Genomic DNA, 19,782 nt, shown 5'->3' on the forward strand with positions numbered 1-19,782 from the left:
AAATATATAATAAAATCCATCTAAATGCAAATAAAATACAATAAATATTTTATTAAAATAGACTTTAAATGGGAGTAGAATGGGAAGTGAATAGGAGCGGATACCTAGAAAATAACTATAATATTACAGTAATATACCCTATTGAAGTATGTCTTTTATATTATTTTATACAATAAACTATAATTACCGGAAACCACACCCAGTAATCGATATTTATGCATATCTATCACCACAAACTTCCATTTCTTTTACAAATGGAATCCCCACCCTACCGTTATTTTCTACCTATCGGCAACTCTTTTCACGATATACCATATCTATAACATGCCTATAACGTTCTTCTTGGCTATCTTCGCCGGAGCCTTAATCTTCGGGCACACAAGAATTCAGCTAGGATTCGGTCATGTTATCGCTCTACACGTGTTATGGAATCTGGTAACTTCCCTTCGCCTTTGGATAAGTTAATTTCGCGAAGGTTGTTTTCGATAGCCTTTATTCTCCATAATACATTGAAAAAAAACATCACGAACCTTGCAACCGATACTCCGACGGGGTACACCCCACCCGCTTTTTGAAAACACGCACGAAATGCTGCGGGTACTGGAATCCCAGTTCGTAAGCGATCTGGCTGATCGTTTTAGCCGGGTTAAGCACTTTATCTTTGGCGACACCTATCAATTTCAACTGGATATATTCCTGTGCCGATTTCCCCGTTTCCTTTTTAATCAAATCCCCGAAGTAATTGGGTGACAAGCATATTTTATCGGCAAAATATTTCACGGAAGGCAATCCTTCCGTCTGTACCTGATTTTGGAAATACTCGTTTATCAGATTCTCGAACCTCGTGAGCGTATCCTTGTTCACGCTCTCGCGAGTGATAAACTGCCGCTCGTAGAAACGGGTACAGTAATCAAGCAATAACTCGATATTCGTGACAATAAGCCGTTTACTATGCTTATCAATCGAGTGCTCCAATTCCATCAATATCTTATTCAGACAGTCGAGCACGATTCCCCTCTCCCGCTCCGAAAGGTGCAAAGCCTCGTTCGACTCGTAAGAGAAAAAAGAGTAATTCTTGATATTCTGCGCCAATGACGTACCCCGAATCAAATCGGGATGAAACACCAATCCCCGCCCCTTCGGCTGATAGACTTCGCCCGTGTCCTCGAAACCGACCACCTGTCCCGGGGCGATACAAACTACCGTCCCTTCTTGGTAATCGTAATAATTACGCCCGTAACGCATATCCCCGCACTTGACTTCCTTCAAGAAAAGAGCGTAAAGACCAAAATTCATCCGGCAATACCTTCTCTCTTTTGATTTCGAAAGATCGACAACACTCACGAGAGGGTGCAACGTTTCCTGATTGTACAGCTTATTGTACTGGTCTATTGTTTCAATATTCAATATCTCGTCCATGAGTTCTACTATTATATGTCTGATACAAAGTTAAAAATTTTCTTCATGAATTTATTCCCGACCTGTAAAATGGGTACAAACATCCGTAATCCATATACCATCCTGTCGCACGAGGTGAAATATCTTTGTAATAAAGAAACCGGATAGAATTAAACTGAAATTTTAACCTAAAACAAAATACACATGAGAAAGAATTTCGTTTTAATAATGGTTTGCATGGTCATGACATTTACAAATTCATGCAAGAATGGCACTTACAGTAAAAATAATAATCAAAACAAATTAATGATGGAAGCATCTACAAAGAAAACGGAGCCGGTGCTGGGTTTAGGCACACCCGTTACGGCAAATTTCACCGGGGAAGCTTGGTTGCAATACCTATCCGGTCAACCGGAGTACGAGTGTAACGTGTACAATGTCACTTTTGCCCCGGGAACACGCAATTACTGGCATTCGCACACGATAGGTCAGATTTTGCTTTGCACGGAAGGCATCGGTTACTACCAAGAAAAAGGTAAACCGGCACGACGCTTACAACCCGGCGACGTGGTGAATATCCCCGCCAACACGATTCACTGGCATGGAGCCGCCCCGGACAGCCGCTTCACGCATATCGGAATTACGCCCAGAGTCAGCGAGAACAACACGGAATGGATGGGCGAAGTGACTGACGAGGAATACTCGGAAGCGATTTCGACTTTCGCGCAAGAAACGCCTAAAAATGAAAAAGATACGAATAGAATCGTGTTATGCAAAAAGAACTATACCACCTTGTTTGGCGGAGAAGCATTAACCGGACAAGGTTCGGATCCGGAAATGATGGAAATTCTCCAGAAGTTCATCTTCGGGGATATTTTCCGCACCGGTAATCTGGATATGAAAACACGTGAGATGATCACCTGCATTACATTAACCGCGATGCAGACGTTGCCACAACTGAAAGCCCACGCCAGGGCAGCCTTGAACGCGGGAGTAACTCCCGTTGAATTGCGGGAATTAGTTTACTTGTGCGCCCCGTTTATCGGTTTCCCGAAAACACTGAACGCACTTGGCACGATCAACGAGGTATTCAAAGAACGTGGTATCGCCCTACCGTTGGAATCCCAAGAAACCGTGAAAGAGGAAGAACGATTCGAGAAAGGGAAAGAAATCCAACACGCGCTCTACGGCGAAAAAATGAAAGAAGCGTTGAAAACTCTCCCCGCCGGAATGAATGACACTCTTCCCCGCCTCCTCACGGAAATGTGTTTCGGCGACTTTTACACCCGGAGCGGGCTGGATATTAAAACTCGTGAATTATTATCCCTCTGCATCTTGGCAACCCTCGGTGCAGAACGGCAAATCGAATCGCACGCGCAAGGCAACCTTAAAGCGGGAAACAACAAGGAAACCCTCATCGCTGCCATGATTCAATGCCTGCCATATATCGGTTTTCCTCTGGCATTGAATGCGATACATATTATTAAGGATATAGAATAAGTAAATACAACTTAATAAATCCCATTACTTTTTCGGGAAGTAATGGGATTTTTATTTAAAATCGAATAAACACTGATACAGTTTACATAGATTATTTCAATTCCAAAGCCCGTCTTATCTTAAACAACAAATAATCATAGTGTTGACGAGTAGCCCCGGAACTAGATTGTATTCTCGTTTTCAATAACTGTTGAATATCCAACAACATTTTGTAATAAATATGGGCAACAGGATAATTATTCTGTTGAATCATGGGTATCGGACTGAAACCACTTTGCTGCATTTTTGCCCTGTCACGAACCATTTGTTCCAAAACAGTCTTACAGTAACGTGCGGCTAAATTATTTCTTTCAGGAGTAACTAACGCAACCTGACCGACTGGTTCGAAAGATGATACGGAAGCATCTACCGCAGAAGTTTGTATAACGCTTGTCAAAAAAGCTCTTTGCACATCCATTTCATTCCTAGTCAGTTTTTGGTTCTTTAAAGTTTTTCCCCAGACCCATTGATAAAGATCACTGATATATTCCCGAATCGAATAAGCCTCTTTAGATTTTTCCGTACACAAGGCAACCGGTTTAATTCGAGCAAACAAACTGGACACGACCAACTGTCGCATTAAATCTCCCCGACTGTCTTGAATTTCTAATTCATTCATCAATATATTATCGTCAAGCCAAGAGAATTCATTTGTCAATTGAAGTAAACATTTTACCGCGGCACGCTGTTTCTCGCGAGGAATAACTTCGTAAGAAGGCTTATCATCACCATTTCTCACATCCCGGAGATAAATACCACCGATAATATTAGCCACATCCTGTATTCTACCTGTTAGCAGACCGTCCAGATACTGGGACAGTTCTGCCCGCATCTGTAAGTTCTCGTCATTTTCCGCATACCATTCATTCAAGTGTTGAACAGCTATTTTCGCATTCTTCAGCAAATACCCCAACGCTTTTACTTGATCATCCCCCAAATCTCCTCGCGCCACGGAAGGATCATAAACAGGATATCCTATCTGCTTGCTACCGAATCGACAGTAAGGTTGTTGTTGGCTCTCTTTAATCCATCGGTCAAGTGTCGTGAGTTCCTCTTGGAAATCTTGTACCCCGTAGATAGGCTCATACAGCCATTTTATGGCAAAAAAATCATATACTCCTAAACCTTTAGGCTCCAAAAGAACGCCTTTTTGCACATCTTCCGGCTGAGCGATATAATTATAAACCAGATCATCCATTATCGAAGGACTCAACCCGTATTCCTTTGTAAACGAAGCCGAACGCAATGAATCCACCGGATACGCGTAGGATGCACCCAAGTTCTCCGCCAACCCCAAACATTTTCCAACAGCTTGCATCACATGCATCTTCATCATATTACCGACTTCCGAATCAGGCAAACAGACATGCCTCACGGAGGAATCCGCCGTCATGGTTGCCACCATACGATTTTTTATCATCGCATAAATCAAATTCTGGTGTATATAGATCGACGCATTCAAAATTTCCCCGCTTCTCGGATCTTCATGTAATGAAGTCTGTATATTCGTCATCCATAATACTGACGGGGAAAAACGTATCGTGGAAAACCGAATGTCATTAGCATCAAAAGTCGTATCCTTCACGGGAAAATCCTTCACTCGAACAACATTTTTAAACCCGATTCTTTCAAAAGCCTGATTCCAAGCCTCAACACCAGCCCTGACATAAGGTTTCCAAAATTCAGGCATCAGAGAGTCCAAGTAAAAGACAATCGGCTGACGGGGTTCCACTATCTTCCCCTGTTTATAATCGCTTTCACTCACTGGTTCTATTCTCCAACGCTTGGCAAGGTAAATTTGCTTTGCCCCGTCCTTCGAATCCGAAAAATTCATTTTCCTTTCGGGTAACACACCTATTCTGGGATCTGCCAAACGAGGACGCATCATATTTTCCGGCAACAGGGTCAGCATCTTGTTCACTGTTACCGTTACGGGTACATCTTTATCTTTCAAAAACGCACCGAATATTAAACGGTCGACATTATAACTCAATTCACATTTTACATTTATGTTCCATGCCTTAGCATCAATATCTTTCAAAAACGAACGTTCCGCCCTGTAATTATGAATTCTGGATACAAAACCGAACAATGAATTTCCAGAAAAACCGGAAAACGGATTGGTATTGTAAGAACTTTCCAGAAAGAGAGGTGTCATATCTATTAAATAGGATGAATCTGTCGGGTTTATCGCTTCTATTTTAAAACTTGTGTACACACCACCACAATTTGATTTTTGCAGCAAATCTGTCAAGTCCCGATTATCACCCGTGTCAAAGGGAAGATTTCTAATCATATTCGCCTGTATCACCGAATCCTGCTTGATAAACCGGAAAACAATTCCTGCACCGGCAAATTGCCCGACAACACCTTCTCCATTATCACTGGTATTTTCAATGGAAGAAGCAAACAACATATCTTTTCCTAAATAAACAGAGGGGAACTCCACGTACACTTTTCCATTTATCCGGTGTACTTTCATCCATCCTTCTTTGGTCACTTTTTTCTTACCTTCAAAAAACTTCTGATAAGGGGTCTTTATTTCCGTTTTTTGTCGGTCTTCTTCTTTCTTTTGTTTCGCGGCAACAGGCATACCCCATCCGCACAACAAGAAAACAAGTATATTAAAATATAGAATCTTTTTCATATCTCATTTCACATTTTCAGGACTTACTATTTCAACACTTTTTCAATCTTATACAAGAGTAAACGATAGTGCTCACGAGTATCTGAAGACCCAGTGTTCGCCTTTTCTTTCAATAAACGTTGTATGTCTTTCAATAAAGAGAAATAAAAATGCTCCATAGGCTTACCTTTCTGTTGCGCCGCTACAAAGAAACCGAATCCGGCTTTTTCCCGGGGTGTCATATTATCTGTACAAATCGGAACAGCCTGCTCCACTTGATTCGTGAAACGCCCTAGAATAGAGGGAGGCAATATTCCGAAATACGAACGACTTCTTTCCTTGATTACCTCCGGTATAGCAACCTGACATTGATTCGCGGTAAAAGCTAAAGCACCCATTGATTCTTCGTTCAGTCCCTTCTGTACACCTGCATTTCCAAACACATGAGTCAAGAATTTAATCTGCCACGATTTTTCGGTTTCTGTTAATGTTTTTCCTTTTCGGGTTGATTCCCAGACGAAACGAGAAAAATCTTCCATAAATTCTTCTTCCGTGTAAGGATTACTTTTTGTTTTTTCGGCACATAGATTTAAAGCAAAAGGACAGTTCATCAATGATTCAAACAATTCATCTTCAATTAAATTCGACATATTCCCCGATAACGCAAACCCCTCTTTAAACTGCTCGCCATTCAGCCATGAAAGATCTTTCATCTCCTGCAACAAGAAGTGCAATGCTTGTTTTTGCCTCTCTTTGGGTACAGGCTGGTAACTCGGGCGTTTGTCACTTGCATAGCGTTCATTCAAATAGATACCCCCGATATTACTTAACACGTGATTCACGTACCGCAAGTATTGGTATAAAACCTCATTATACATTCTTGCCCGGAAAGAGTAATCAAAGTCTTTCTTTCCTACCCATTCATTGAGATGCTCCAACACGTATTTCAAATTTCTCACCCCGTATTCTGCCGATTTCACGGCATTATCTCCCAAGTCCTCTTCCATGGAACTGGGATCAATGTGCACATCAAGCTGCTGTTTTCCATACCGATAAATAGGATCTCCGGACTTTTCACTGATCCAAGCCGACAAGACCGGTACTTCTTCTTCCGGAGTCCGCATATCTAAAAAAGGAGTATACAGCCATTTAATTGAAAAATAATCATAGATTCCCAATTCCGGGGGAGTCAAGCGTACCCCTCGTTCTTTATCTCCCGGTTGGGCGATATAATTATTGCGCGCATAATCCATAATAGAATACGTTGTTCCATACTTTTGGGTGAAAGCCGGGGAACGTAAAGAATCTGTCGGGATAGCTGAAGAACCAGCCATATTATGCATTAAGGACAAACAATGACCGACTTCATGACTCACCACGTAACGAATACATTCTCCTAGCATATCATCCCCCAATTTCATCTTCCTCACCTCCGGATCTGCCGGAGAAGTTTGTAAAAAACGCCAGTCTTGCACCAACTGTATGAGGTTATGATATAAATAGACAGAAGCATTTAATATTTCTCCACTCCTCGGATCTGTCCAAGAAGGTCCCATAGCGTTCGCTACTTGAGAAGGAGAATAACGAACACAAGAATATTTCAGATTATCAGGATCAAACTCCAGATCATCCGTGGGAAAATCTCTCGTAACAATAGCATTCTTGAAACCTATTTTTTCAAAAGCCAGATTCCATTTTTCAATTCCTTCTTTAATGTAAGGTTTCCAACTTGCCGGAAACGCATTATCTATGTAGAAGATAATAGGTTTACGAGGCTCGACTAATTCACCATTACGAAATTTTTCCTCGTCTTTAGGTTCCAACCGCCAACGATTGGTATAATAAATTCTTTTTACCCCATTCCCCTCGTTACGGAATAAAGTTTTCATTGTCACGAATATATTGATTCTAGGATCCGCCAGTCTAGGTTTCATCGGTTCATCCGGCAACAAAATCAAACTACGATTCATCAGTGCCGTGAAAGGTTGCTTATAGACATAATAATATCGCTCATCCCTGACATTCACGGTATACACCATAGAAGACTGCACACTAATATTATCAGAAAAAGCCTTGATTGTTGCAATTCGAGAATCTCCGGCTTTAAATTCTTTCTCTATCCAAGCTCTACCATACCCGGTGATAGGACTATATGGATTAAAAGGTCCCATATTATCGATATCATCCAAGAAAAAACTTGTAACGTCTATCACAATTGCCGTACTATCCGGAGTATAGGCTTTTACTTCGAAATTTCTCAAAATAGCAGGAACTTTGCTTTCCCGAATCCTCTCGATTATATTTTCATCCCGGGAAACAAAATCAGACGTAACCAAACGCAGGCTAACCATCGAATCTGCCTTCGTGAACACTACATGTAGAGGGTCATACGGCTTTTCTCCCACGATAGAAAAACGATTATCCGTAATCTCACTTACCGTCGAGCCAAGCAGCATCTCACGCCCCAACAAACTCAATGGTAATTCGAAATATACCTTTCCATCCATTTTATGAATCGTAAGCATTCCTTTTACCGATTCACAAGCTTTATCTTTAAATAATTCTTCATATTTAGAGTCTTTCTTCTCTAACTTCACCTCCTGACTCGCTTTTTTCTTATCTTTTTTACGAGCATCCACTGTAGTGGCAATACATAACATTGTCAGCAAAACAAAAATGATTTTAAATCTCATAGCAGTGATCTTGAAACAATTACATATATGTAAAAAAACACGTGTTCTCTAATATCAGGACAGGTTGTCTTCCCTGTCCTGATAACACCTATCTCATTTTTTATAAAATTCTACTTACACAAACAATCCACGACTTTCCCCGCCACCTTCGTATGATATATCGGTTCCGGAATTTGTCCGCTCATAAATACATCTTCCGACACATCCAACAAATAAAACTCACCATTATCCAAACCTATACCCACCGCAGAGTCTTTATTTATATAATCCGATTCGATACAAGTGATATTCCCGGAAAAATCAGTTTTGTAAGGATATGCTATATTCGTGTTCAAATCATAATAATACAAGGCTGAACCCGTAGCGATAAATAAATAAGGTCTGGATCTCAAACGATGAAATTTTGTATTTTCATTTACCTTGTCACTTGCGGTAAATTCACTCATGGATAAAGCCGTGCATACATCATCGCCAGTGTCATAAGAAAAAGAGTAAGCAAAAATTTTCCCCTCCTCGTTTTTCAATAAAGCGAACACTCCCGTTTCATAATAACTGGTGTTGAACAACTGGGAATATAAATTCTCGTAGCCTGTCAGCTTGTTCGGTGTAGGAATATTAGGAGGCAATACAACCGGAGGATTCAATACACTGGGCGTACCTGCGTAATAATAAGCTGCCGCATAAATCGTCATAAAACGTTGGGTTGCCCGATCATATATGATAATATTATACATAGTCTGGAGCGGATGATCAGTCAAAACATATTGAATATCCAATATCCGATTGTTATACTTCATCGGTATATCCACAAACATACTATAATTCAGTTTATCATTATTATAAGTTCGAGTGTACATATCCCCTTTGTCACCAACAACAACAGCAGCATTAGCCGAGAATCCCATAGTAACAGGTTTCAAACCATCGGGTTCCTCGCCGGAAGCGAATTCCGATGCAAGTGTTTTTGTTTTCTCCAAATTCTTCGGATTCAAGGAAACCGAACCCTCCGGACCATATTGTAGCACACGCAATTCCTTATTTTCATTCCAAGACATTCCCTTTGTATTCAAGAATAAGCGATAAGGTTGTGTACCCAAATCTTCACCATAAAGCGTCGTGTACAATTTCTGGTCTGTGACATACTCGTCATTCCTCAAGCGTATCATATTGAGTCGAGATTTCCCTCCATCATCGGATAAAACTATCCATCCTTTCTCGTAAGGACTTTGATAGGAAACAGAAACCGACTGATACCATTTCTTACCCGTGGTTGTATCCGTTGCTATCACAATTCCGGACACACTACCCGTTTCACCTTGAAACACATAATTCATGTTCCGCTCCGTACACACAACACCATACTTCTCAAAACAATACTCAAATTTATAAATTGTCGTATCAACCTCCTTATTGGCATATTTAATTATCGGAACAAATATTGCAGGCTCACCGTAAAACGGTGTTACCGTATAAGATTTAAATGATATTGTGATATCGTTAACGCCCAATTCCTTGTAATCGTAATTGCCTTTGTCATCATAACAAGATGAAAAACCGAAAACGGCAATTAATATTCCATAAAGTAATTTATTTATTCTCATCGTTTTCTCATTTTAGATTAACCTCTGACAGGAACACTCATTAATGAACCGTCAACCTCCGTGACAGGTCCTAACGGAGAAGATGCCCGTTCTTCCAAATGATATTTCAATTTCAAAGCCCAAGTACGAATTAACCCTTCGTCCACCTTACTCAAATCGGGTTGTGCCGCTGTCATCAATTCCCGAAATTTCTTATCGGAATACCCCCCTAAATAATAAGTCTCGACATCAGGAGTCCACCACGAAGGTTTTGCAACATTATCATTTATCTTCAAATGCATCCGGCGATAATAACGATCTCCCAGTTTAAAATTTTCGTTTTCCGCCAGTTCCAAACATAGGGTAACCGTCTTCTGCTGCAATTCCGGGAAATTTTTAAGTTTCACGTAGAAAGTATCCAAATGGCTCATCGCCTGAAACTCGGGTTGAGGCAAATCATAAAATTTAGTGTCAGCTGTTGTCCCTTCTTTATTCACAGAAAGAGAAATAGCCTCTTTCTCCAGCAGAGGATCTCCTGTAAACCGAACCGCAACAGGTAAGTCGTATTCCTGCAAATTTCCCAAAAGGAAAAACGAAATCATAAGTGTATCCGCCTCTTTATTCACAAAAGAAATATATCCATCTGATTGATACAAATCAATATTGTCTGTTGAACATCCAATCATCCCCAACAAACACAATGCTAAATATAAATATCTTTTCATAATTTCTTAATTAATAGATTTTCTGACTATCCGGGATTCCAAATACAAATACCTTATTGCTGGGATTAACTGCCGCACCGACACTCAAAATAGATTTGTTCAATCGTTTATACATGAAGAACAACTGCCCCTCCCCTATAAATTCCCGGCGAGCGTCATTAATCAAAATATCCTGTAAATCACTAATTCCCAAAGCAGAGCTCACTATACGCTTGCACCCTCTAGCCCTTCTCAATTCCTGTAATAATTCAAAAGCTTTTGCTTGATCTTTTTCATACAAGCACTCGATCAGAATATAATATATTTCGCTCATTCGCAAGTTGGGCAATACACGTCCTTCCCCGGAATCTATCGAGAATGAATTCACTCTTCTGTATTTTAGAGAGGTATAGGTCGTCTCCCAGTCCTCCTTCTTCTCCAATAGATAATTTTTACGATAATCATCTCCGTCATTTTCAAAAATTTCATCCACACCTTGAATCATCATCGGGTCGCCCCAATATACCGTATAATCAGCATAATTATCCAGCAAGTCAAAATTATAGAAAGCAAACAAACAATCAGACAAATGCTTCTTACATCGATATGTCAAATCATCTGTAAAGTCATAGGGAGCATTATATTTAAACCATTTTTTACCAAACACGAACTTATTATAAAATTCCCACGCGTATTGATAAGCACGTTCCTTATCTCCCTTATAAAGGTACACGCGGGCCAACATTCCCAAAACTGCACAATAATTCATCCGCATTCCCCGGTAATTCATAAAAGTACCACCTTGAGCGGGCCAGAAATTACCGTTAAAACGAGCATCAAAACTAGACATGGCCGACTTGTTAAACGAAGTATCGCATAAAGCAAGATAGTCTTTTGCCAATAACAAATCCTTGATGACCTCCTCCAACGCAGCCGTCACGCCGAGATTCGTTTTAATCTCCGAAGGCCATTCTGCCTGATACGGAATTAAGGGAGTTTCATCCTCCGTCACCGGAGCCGGAGCGTAAAGACGAATAATATCAAAATGGAAGAAGGCTCTCAACGCTAACGCTTCCCCGGTAATCACATTTTTAGATACTGTATCCAAAGTAAATAACGAGGGAGAAGCATCACTTATCTCATTCAATAGTAAATTACAATTAGCAATTAATTTGTATAGCCCCTCCCAAACCGCAGTAACAATAGGTTTCGTATATTCGTTGTCATACGTGTATTCAGAAAAATAAGATTCCGCCTCTTGTAGTGATTCCGGATTATAAGTCTGAGAAATAGCTGTTAACATACCCCAAGTCAGATTTTTACCATACAAATCTGAAACAGAGGCTCCTTGATATATACCATTCAATGCATTCTGAAAGCCAATTTCGTCAGAATACAATTTTTCCTTACTTATTTGACTCTTCGGTGTAATTTCCAGCCAATCATTACATGAAGCCGTCAACACGAATAATAATAATAAAACAATATTTCTTTTCATAATCAACACTTTTACGATTAAAAGCTAACATTCAATGTCAAATCATATACTCTGGCATAAGGATAGGATGTCCCTCTTTCTTGTTTTACCGTTGAAAAATGAGCCAATCCTGTCGTATTAAATTGTAACTTCAAAGTGTTTATTTTTAACTTCTTAATCCAATTGCCTTCAAATGACCATGAAACACTCAATGAATTAAAATCAAGGGTATTATATTTTTGAACAAAACGGGAAGTTGGACGAGATACTGCCGAACGGTCTGCAATATTCTTCAATGGAGTACGGTCGCCGATATGCATCCAACGATCGGAATAAACTCGTTTATCCGCATTATGTCTCCATAAATCCACACTTTCAATATGAGTAGGGTAAGTATCATTGTAGCGTTCTCCCCCGAATTCATACATGAAAGAAGCGTAAACAGATAATGATTTCCACATGAAGTTAAAACCAAATGAACCTTTAGCATCGGGCTCAGTGTTTCCTATTATCTGTTGCTCGTTTGCTTCCCAATCATAGGTAATTGTTCCGTCCTTTCTCTCGAATACTTCCTGCCCGCTAGACGGATCAATCCCCAAAGACTTCATTCCGAAAATGGAGGTTAACGAACCACCTTCTTCATATTTCATAAATGGTTTCGCGTATTTCTCGTCACTGGAATTCCATTGATTATAACCTTCGTAATGTTCATTTACTTTATCGTTATAATTACTCAATGAATTGGATATTTTCAATATCTCATTTTTATTGTGGGAAAGATTGGCAAATACCGAAAACAACATATCTTTTTTATTCAATATATCCGAACGTAACTGGAATTCAAAACCTGTATTTTTGATTTCTCCCAAATTATCAAAATATTTATTGAAACCGAATGATGACGGAATATCGATCTCCGTGATCATATCCGTGGTTTTCTCGTGATAGTAAGTTGTTTTCAAATAAAGCAAACCTTCTTTCAACGTGATTTCCGCTCCTACATTCGTGGCATTTTTCACTTCCCATCCCAGTGTGGTGTTCCCTAAAGCCATTAATTGTACGCCCATTCCCGTGATGTACCAATTCTTATCATAGATTTCATAAATATCTTTGGCCGCATAGGGTTGGAAATTTACCTTACCGGTTTGTCCGAAAGAAGCCGTAAGCTTTAACTGAGAAATCCATTCGTTATCATTTAAAAATTTATAACGATGTACATTCAAACCAACTCCCGCAGACCAAAATGGAGCCCACTTTTTATCCGCACCAAATTCAGAGGAACCGTCCAAACGACAAGATACATCACACAAGTAAATATCTTTATACGAGTAGTTCATCGTCAGAAATGCTCCAAACAAACGGGTATGATTATCCGTTTCCTGTGTTTTTCCATCTTGCTGCTGGGCATACATGATGGAATTCAAACTTCCGGAAGGGAATCCCTTGTAAGCACTTGAAGTACTGTAATACGTCGTTTCGGTTGTATTTAAGCCCAATGTCCCTGTTAAATAATGATTGCCGAAAGTTTGGTTATACATTAACAACAAATTCGTGGTCCAGTGAAAATCCTTACCGTCAGAAACAGCTAAAGAACCTTTCAACTCACCAAGATCATCCCTCACGTTTGCGAAAGTACCTGATTTCGGATCTATAAACGTCTTTGAACCTTCTACTCTTTTGGTCAACGCCAATTGGGCTTTCAATCGGAAAGCATCTGTAATATACCAATCCAACATAAAATTATTCGTGAATTCCTCATAATAATTCTTGTCGAAATTCTTTGTTTCCTTCCCCTCGAACATCGGATTCACGGGAGGATTACCACTACCATACATTGTCAAAGTCGGCAAGTAGTGTCCCGTTTCATCTTTCATCTCGTTATAGGGTAACTGTTTCACGAAATCGGCAAAACTACCAAATGGAGAATTCTTCGCATTTACCCGATCATAGGAAACATGATTACGTATCTGCATATTTTTCAAACGATAGTCAATATAAAAACCGGCTCCCACCCGATTCCGGTATGATTTCTTCATCACCCCGTTCTCGTTATCGTACCGAAGTTCTATCCCATAACGTACAGCATCATTACCACCATCCACGTACAAGCTGTGCTTGTGATTAAAACCGGTTCTCAACGGCTGACTCAGCCAATAAGTATCGACTCCTTTATTGATAGCATTCATCTTATCAATATAGTGGGCGTAAACCTCTCGAAGTGATTGCTGGTCATTCACCTCGTAATATCCGGCAGCAACCTCCGCATCCAATTTTTCCTTTGCATTAAAATAATCATAGCTGGACAAATCCGGGGTTGTGATACTACCAACTAGATTATAACTCACATTTAACTTCCCGGCTTTCGGGGCTTTCGTTTCAACAACAATGACACCATTCGAAGCCCGGGAACCATAAATAGCTGTTGCTGCCGCATCTTTCAATATCGTGATACTATGAATACGGGTTGGGTCCATATCATAGATTTTTTCAGCACTCACGTCAAAACCATCCAAAATAAAAATAGGTAAGTTGGGGTTATTCTTTAACTTTGCTTCAGAAACATCCGAGACATCCAATTCTCGAATACCGACACCCGATTGTCCCCGAATATAAAACTCCGGTATAGTATTGGGATCCGACCCCATCAAATTATTTTCCATAATCCGAAATGAAGGATCGAATACTTGTAAAGCCGATATCACGTTACGGTTTCCAACCTTCAATATATCTTTCCCCTCTATTCTGACTGCCGTACCCGTGTATGATTCTTTTCTAACATTAGCGTATCCCGTCACAACAACATCATCGAGGCTCTCTGCTTGCTCCATAAGCACCACCAACAAATCAGTTTTCCCTTCCAGAATATTCTGATCTGTGATATCTTTCAATTTCACCTCTTTGGGCTCCATGCCGACAAAACGGAATTCTAGTGTCAAATCTTTATTTTCAGGCAACACCAAAGTAAAACGCCCCGCCGTATCAGTAGCACACCCCACAAGTGTTCCTTTAATCAAAACAGTCACCCCGGGAAGTGGAAGCCGCTCTTTATCCAGCACACGCCCTTTAATTTTTTTCTGTTCGGTTTTCGTCGATTCAGATTTAGATTTCACATTCTGAATAACAATTGTTTGATCTACAATTTTGAACTGCAAATTCGTTCCTTTCAACACTTGTTTCAAAACATCTTGGACACTTGCATTCTTTACATCTATACTCAGATGTAATACATCAGCTACCTCGCTGTAACTATACAAACAAGTATAATTACCTTGAGATTCAACTGCCTTTAGTACTTCTATCAATGAAACATCATCCATCTTCAGATTAAACAATGTTTCCTGTGACTTCACTTCAGCTCTGATCTGGAGAACTGACAACAAGATAAATAAGATTGTAAACCTCATCATAATAGAACATTTTCGAAGACCACATCTATGGTCTTTGTAATTGAACTTTTTTTTCATACATTTGTAATTCAAATAAATACTATTTTTCCGGACATTCTCCGGGAGAATTAAACAGGTGATATTGAGAGTATCACCTGTTTTTTTATTGGCAATCCTTTATAAAAACATCATTTCCTTTTACTTCGATATCAATTTTGTTTATTAATTTCAACATTTCAATCACTTGTTCCAAGTCACCATACCGTTTGATATTTCCGGTAAATAAAATATCCTTCACGGCTTGATCTTCATAAGAAACATTAATGTTATACCATCGGGATATTGTATTCATTATATTTTCCAAACGTTCCTTCTCGAAAACAAAACGCCCCTCTTTCCACGAACAATATAAACGAACATCAACCATTTCCACGGTAGTTTCTCCGTTCTCTTTATTTAAACGCAACTGTTCATTAGGCTTCAAATAAACCTCCTTTTCGGATTGATTAAATGCAATTTTTCCACTTACAAGAGTTGTTTCCAGAAAAGTTTCGTCCTGATAATCCCTAACATTAAAAGAAGTCCCCAAGACTTTAATATTTCCGCGATCAGTATGAACAATAAAAGGGACTGCCGTATCCCGAGCTATTTCGAAATAAATCTCCCCACTCATGTAAACATCCCGTTGTCTTTTATCAAAATTCTCCGGAATACGAATTTCTGACTCCGAATTCATTGTCAAAATACTACCATCACTTAATGTCAACGAATACTCTCCGCCCCGTGGTATAGTAATAGTATAATAACGCAAGGGAAGTGTATCGAGTTCCTCCTTCTCCATGGAAACTACAGGCAAAGACTTATTTGTAATATAATCCAAATAAGATGTATTTGAAATATCCACTTTCAAACCGTCCGGTTGGGTTAGGACAGCTTTACAAGTCCCAGGCATTATCTTTTGTGCTAAAAATACAGGAACTTCTTCTTTCTCCCGAGTCAAAAAAACGATACTTCCAAGCGTAAATAACAAAAGAATAACTCCGACGTAGCGATAAAACATGATTCTCCGTCTACGTCGTACGGCTCTATATGTTCTCTCCACGAAAACTTGATAGGCTTCTCTAAGATCATGTTCCTTTACAAATTCAAATTTATGAGCCACAAAAATCTCCGAATGATATTTCTTGTATAACTCCATATGCTCCGGAGACTCTTTTTTCCAACAGTCCAATTCTTGTTGCTCTTCTCCACTAATTTTCCCTGTTAGCTCTAAAGCAATTAAATCTGCAATGTGATTAATATATTGAAATCGTTCCGTCATTTTATTTTTTTATTAAATGACACGGAACAACAAGAAAAGTGACAAAAAATTAAAGAAAAATCAAAAACAATATCAAGAAAGGATGATCCAGATGCTCTCTCAATCGCTCTTTTCCTCTCTTTTTCTGCTGTTTGACAGCATCTAGCGTGATACCCAACCTTTCGGCAATTTCTTTGTCACTCAATCCATCTAAATTCAAGTTTATTACCACGCGATATTTCTCCGGAAGTTCATCGACAGCTTTTCTCAACCGAATAAAAATTTCTTCTTCCAACAAAACATTATAAAAGAAATCTTCCGTGACCATCTCTGCTTTATTTCTATACCCCTCCTCAACTTTCTTGTTCCGGATATAATTCAAACACCCGTTCTGAACCGAACGATACAAATAAAAACGTAAATCTGTCGTGTGCAGAAATTTTTGAGGAGTACTCCACAATTTAAAAAACACATCCTGCACGATATCTTCCGCCACTTCCCGTTCCACGTATTTACAAGCAACTGCCAGCAATACATGAAAAAACTCTTCATACAAAGCTTTAAATGCTCCCTCATCCCCTCGGGCAATTTGTTTGATCAATAAATTATCATCCGTATTCATTTGTACACCTTCACGTAACTTGTACAAATATACGACTTAATTTGAAATACCAAAACCTTCCCATAATTTTGAAAACACTTTGACAAAAGAAGGAGGCATCCGAAATTAACGGACACCTCCTTCACAAAACACATCTACGGTCTTCGAAAATTATTTTCTCTTTCTCCCGATCAAGAACATGATACACCACGCCAGAATAGACAATGGTATCAACCAAATAAAGAATAGCTGAAGCCAGAACATTGAATCCTGCGGGATGTAGACATTATCATCCGGTGGACGCACCCGAGCAGTTTCTATCGGATATTCTCCATAAGAGAGGCTACGGAACATTTCCGTGATCATGCTAAAATTCGCACCGTTCAATCCAGCCCGTTGGGTTGATAATTCTTTCGTGGACAAACAATCGGCATCACCGAGCACGAATATCCGTTGCTGCGGTTTATCCGGTATATCCCGTGTCAAATATAGCATGACCGAGTTGGATTGCTCGATTTCTCCTTTTTCCGGATTCAATTGGGAAGTTTCATTCACAAAATCCGTTGTTTCATACTCAAGCCAAGAGCCCCGGGGAGAAGTTGCCAATACTTCCGAAATTTCAAAACCTTTATTCCCATCCACCACTTGAACGGCACACGCCGAAGGGGTTATTACGGTATATCCCCGTCTTATCATATCCATAAAATAGGGCGAAGCTTTTAACGCTCCCTCCATGACATTCACGGCAATAATATCATCTAAATATTCTTTGGACGGAGCTACCAGAATTCCATCAGAAAAACGCAATCCCAACTTCTCCACCACGGGGTTCATGAATATCTGGCGTTTCGGTTCCCCTAACACAATCAAATTACCACCCCGCTCCACATAAGCATCATAATTCGCTTGTTCTTCCGGGGTAAAAGCTGATTTCATATCGGCAAGAACCAATACATCCACGTTATCCGGAACGGACTCCCCAAGCGTCAATTCCCGAACTTGATAACCTTGGTTAATCAGTGCACTCCGAAACGTCGGATTCTTGGCAAAAGCGGCATATCCCCGATCCCCGTAATCGTTACATTCACGTTCCCCATGTCCCTTGACAAACGCTACCAGAGGTGATTTGCCGACCAACGTTTTTAATGCCGCCGTGATCTCACTCTCGAAGGGATGGACATACATATCATTATAGATACGCAAAAATGCTTTTTGACCGTTATCCCGTTTGAAAACCCGAACAAAACGTCCGTTTTCTTCCGAGATGTCATCCATTTTCTGTACTTCCTCCGCAGAAATGAACATTTCCGGGTTATAATCGTACCCCTCGCATACTTTTTTCATTCGTTCTTCCACGGACAAATCTTTGTACACCTTGTCATAGTGCTGGTTTGTACCCTTCCCGTAATAATACACGTAATTGATTTTCATCTCAGGTTTGAAGCGCACGTAGTTCTCGAAACGCTCCATATCGTAATTTTTAGAATCCGGAGCACCGTTGTACCAAGTATCATCCAATAAATTCACGTATGTCGTCAAGGTCAGCCCCCCGTCCAGTTGTTTCACTATCTCCTGACTATTCTCTGTAAGGGTATTCAATTTCGTCGCCGTTGCATCGTAATAAACCATCATTTGAGGACGTGAAGAACCATATCCTGCCAATAACACCATAGCGAAAACAAACAAGTAACTACCGGACGTCCGCCACACTGTCCTCTTCAACCGTTCCCCTTGCAATTTAATGAACGTGAATACCAAAAACATGAAAATAACCAACACGAAATAAAAAATATCCCGGCTACAAATCATACCTTCCAAAAATATCTTCGAGCGACCGGAAATGGACAACCAATAAGTCAAATCCCGCACGAAGTCAATATTTTGCCCGACACCGCCGATAAAATTCAGCACGGCTAGTACCGCCAAAGTCCCGATTGCCGCTACAACTTGATATTTCGTGATCGTGGACATAAATAAACCGATAGCCCCATAAGCGCATACCGTAAGAAACACACCTAACAAAGCCGTGAACATTAACGGAATATCCGGCTCCTTTATCGTGAATACCGTGAAGAACAAGGGAATCAACAATATACATACCAATATCAAACCGTAAACTACAATCGAGAGATATTTTCCCAATACAATCTGCAAGTTTGAAACCGGAGATGAATAAAGCAGTTTGATAGAACCGCTGCTCAACTCCCGGCTCATTAACCCCATCGTTAAAAGTGGAATATACAAGTAGAGATAATTCAACATTTGTGTAAATACCCCACCATATCCTGCCAACAAAGACCTCGTCAAATAATAAGGTCTGTATCCCATCGCCAGATCACGCAACTGATTAGCATATTCATCACAATAAGCCAATCCTGCTTGAAAAGCAAAAACAATCAGTACCATCCAAGCTATCGGGGAAAAGAACAGAACTCTCAGTTCTGTCTTCATTATTCTTGTTATTGTCCTCATCAATAT

12 protein-coding genes are annotated in these 19,782 nt (G+C 39.9%); 2 read left to right on the forward strand and 10 right to left on the reverse strand.

From position 1 onward, the window contains the following. Positions 1–225: 225 nt before the first annotated feature. Entirely contained in the window at positions 226–465 is a 240-nt protein-coding gene (locus ACK8P8_RS14925; protein WP_369860855.1) for a CPBP family glutamic-type intramembrane protease, read from the forward strand. 57 nt (positions 466–522) lie between these two features. Here the strand turns inward: ACK8P8_RS14925 and ACK8P8_RS14930 are convergent, their stop codons facing one another. Continuing rightward, positions 523–1,419 carry a helix-turn-helix domain-containing protein gene (locus ACK8P8_RS14930; RefSeq protein WP_369860764.1) on the reverse strand — a complete coding sequence of 299 codons (897 nt, stop codon included), beginning with the start codon at positions 1,417–1,419 and terminating at the stop codon, positions 523–525. A 183-nt stretch (positions 1,420–1,602) separates the two neighbouring features. On the opposite strand from ACK8P8_RS14930, the gene ACK8P8_RS14935 reads away from it, so the two are divergent. After that, the gene (locus ACK8P8_RS14935; protein WP_369860765.1) at positions 1,603–2,898 is read left to right on the forward strand and encodes a cupin domain-containing carboxymuconolactone decarboxylase family protein; all 1,296 of its coding nucleotides are present in this window, start codon (positions 1,603–1,605) and stop codon (positions 2,896–2,898) included. Between the two features lie 91 nt (positions 2,899–2,989). On the opposite strand, the gene ACK8P8_RS14940 is transcribed toward ACK8P8_RS14935, so the two are convergent. The 9 genes from ACK8P8_RS14940 to ACK8P8_RS14980 form a co-directional block, all read right to left on the reverse strand. Further along, positions 2,990–5,584 carry a zinc-dependent metalloprotease gene (locus ACK8P8_RS14940; protein WP_369860766.1) on the reverse strand — a complete coding sequence of 865 codons (2,595 nt, stop codon included), beginning with the start codon at positions 5,582–5,584 and terminating at the stop codon, positions 2,990–2,992. Positions 5,585–5,610: 26 nt separating this feature from the next. Then, complete coding sequence (locus ACK8P8_RS14945; RefSeq protein WP_369860767.1) at positions 5,611–8,256, reverse strand: zinc-dependent metalloprotease; 2,646 nt, start codon at positions 8,254–8,256, stop codon at positions 5,611–5,613. 110 nt (positions 8,257–8,366) lie between these two features. Then, positions 8,367–9,857: a PKD-like family lipoprotein gene (locus ACK8P8_RS14950; RefSeq protein WP_186977717.1), complete on the reverse strand. Its 1,491-nt coding sequence runs from the start codon at positions 9,855–9,857 to the stop codon at positions 8,367–8,369. Between the two features lie 17 nt (positions 9,858–9,874). Further along, the gene (locus ACK8P8_RS14955; protein WP_186977719.1) at positions 9,875–10,561 is read right to left on the reverse strand and encodes a DUF4843 domain-containing protein; all 687 of its coding nucleotides are present in this window, start codon (positions 10,559–10,561) and stop codon (positions 9,875–9,877) included. A gap of 10 nt (positions 10,562–10,571) precedes the next feature. Continuing rightward, on the reverse strand, positions 10,572–12,038 hold the full coding sequence (locus tag ACK8P8_RS14960; RefSeq protein ID WP_292266929.1) for a RagB/SusD family nutrient uptake outer membrane protein: 1,467 nt from the start codon (positions 12,036–12,038) through the stop codon (positions 10,572–10,574). A gap of 17 nt (positions 12,039–12,055) precedes the next feature. Beyond that, positions 12,056–15,424: a SusC/RagA family TonB-linked outer membrane protein gene (locus ACK8P8_RS14965; RefSeq protein WP_369860768.1), complete on the reverse strand. Its 3,369-nt coding sequence runs from the start codon at positions 15,422–15,424 to the stop codon at positions 12,056–12,058. A gap of 142 nt (positions 15,425–15,566) precedes the next feature. Beyond that, on the reverse strand, positions 15,567–16,724 hold the full coding sequence (locus ACK8P8_RS14970) for a FecR family protein (protein ID WP_369860769.1): 1,158 nt from the start codon (positions 16,722–16,724) through the stop codon (positions 15,567–15,569). A gap of 49 nt (positions 16,725–16,773) precedes the next feature. Further along, a complete protein-coding gene (locus ACK8P8_RS14975; protein ID WP_186977727.1) occupies positions 16,774–17,325 on the reverse strand; it encodes an RNA polymerase sigma factor in 552 nt (183 codons plus the stop codon). Positions 17,326–17,475: 150 nt separating this feature from the next. After that, the gene (locus ACK8P8_RS14980; RefSeq protein ID WP_369860770.1) at positions 17,476–19,776 is read right to left on the reverse strand and encodes a Gldg family protein; all 2,301 of its coding nucleotides are present in this window, start codon (positions 19,774–19,776) and stop codon (positions 17,476–17,478) included. Between the last annotated feature and the right edge of the window lie 6 nt (positions 19,777–19,782).

It is taken from the genome of Butyricimonas muris, assembly GCF_046365375.1.
Taxonomy (GTDB): domain Bacteria; phylum Bacteroidota; class Bacteroidia; order Bacteroidales; family Marinifilaceae; genus Butyricimonas; species Butyricimonas muris.

What these genes read in the sequence shown, in the direction of transcription:
- ACK8P8_RS14930 (WP_369860764.1), bottom strand. Translation starts at nt 1,419, where the DNA reads ATGGACGAGATATTGAATATTGAAACAATAGACCAGTACAATAAGCTG.
- ACK8P8_RS14935 (WP_369860765.1), top strand. Translation starts at nt 1,603, where the DNA reads ATGAGAAAGAATTTCGTTTTAATAATGGTTTGCATGGTCATGACATTT.
- ACK8P8_RS14940 (WP_369860766.1), bottom strand. Translation starts at nt 5,584, where the DNA reads ATGAAAAAGATTCTATATTTTAATATACTTGTTTTCTTGTTGTGCGGA.
- ACK8P8_RS14945 (WP_369860767.1), bottom strand. Translation starts at nt 8,256, where the DNA reads ATGAGATTTAAAATCATTTTTGTTTTGCTGACAATGTTATGTATTGCC.
- ACK8P8_RS14950 (WP_186977717.1), bottom strand. Translation starts at nt 9,857, where the DNA reads ATGAGAATAAATAAATTACTTTATGGAATATTAATTGCCGTTTTCGGT.
- ACK8P8_RS14955 (WP_186977719.1), bottom strand. Translation starts at nt 10,561, where the DNA reads ATGAAAAGATATTTATATTTAGCATTGTGTTTGTTGGGGATGATTGGA.
- ACK8P8_RS14960 (WP_292266929.1), bottom strand. Translation starts at nt 12,038, where the DNA reads ATGAAAAGAAATATTGTTTTATTATTATTATTCGTGTTGACGGCTTCA.
- ACK8P8_RS14965 (WP_369860768.1), bottom strand. Translation starts at nt 15,424, where the DNA reads ATGATGAGGTTTACAATCTTATTTATCTTGTTGTCAGTTCTCCAGATC.
- ACK8P8_RS14970 (WP_369860769.1), bottom strand. Translation starts at nt 16,724, where the DNA reads ATGACGGAACGATTTCAATATATTAATCACATTGCAGATTTAATTGCT.
- ACK8P8_RS14975 (WP_186977727.1), bottom strand. Translation starts at nt 17,325, where the DNA reads ATGAATACGGATGATAATTTATTGATCAAACAAATTGCCCGAGGGGAT.
- ACK8P8_RS14980 (WP_369860770.1), bottom strand. Translation starts at nt 19,776, where the DNA reads ATGAGGACAATAACAAGAATAATGAAGACAGAACTGAGAGTTCTGTTC.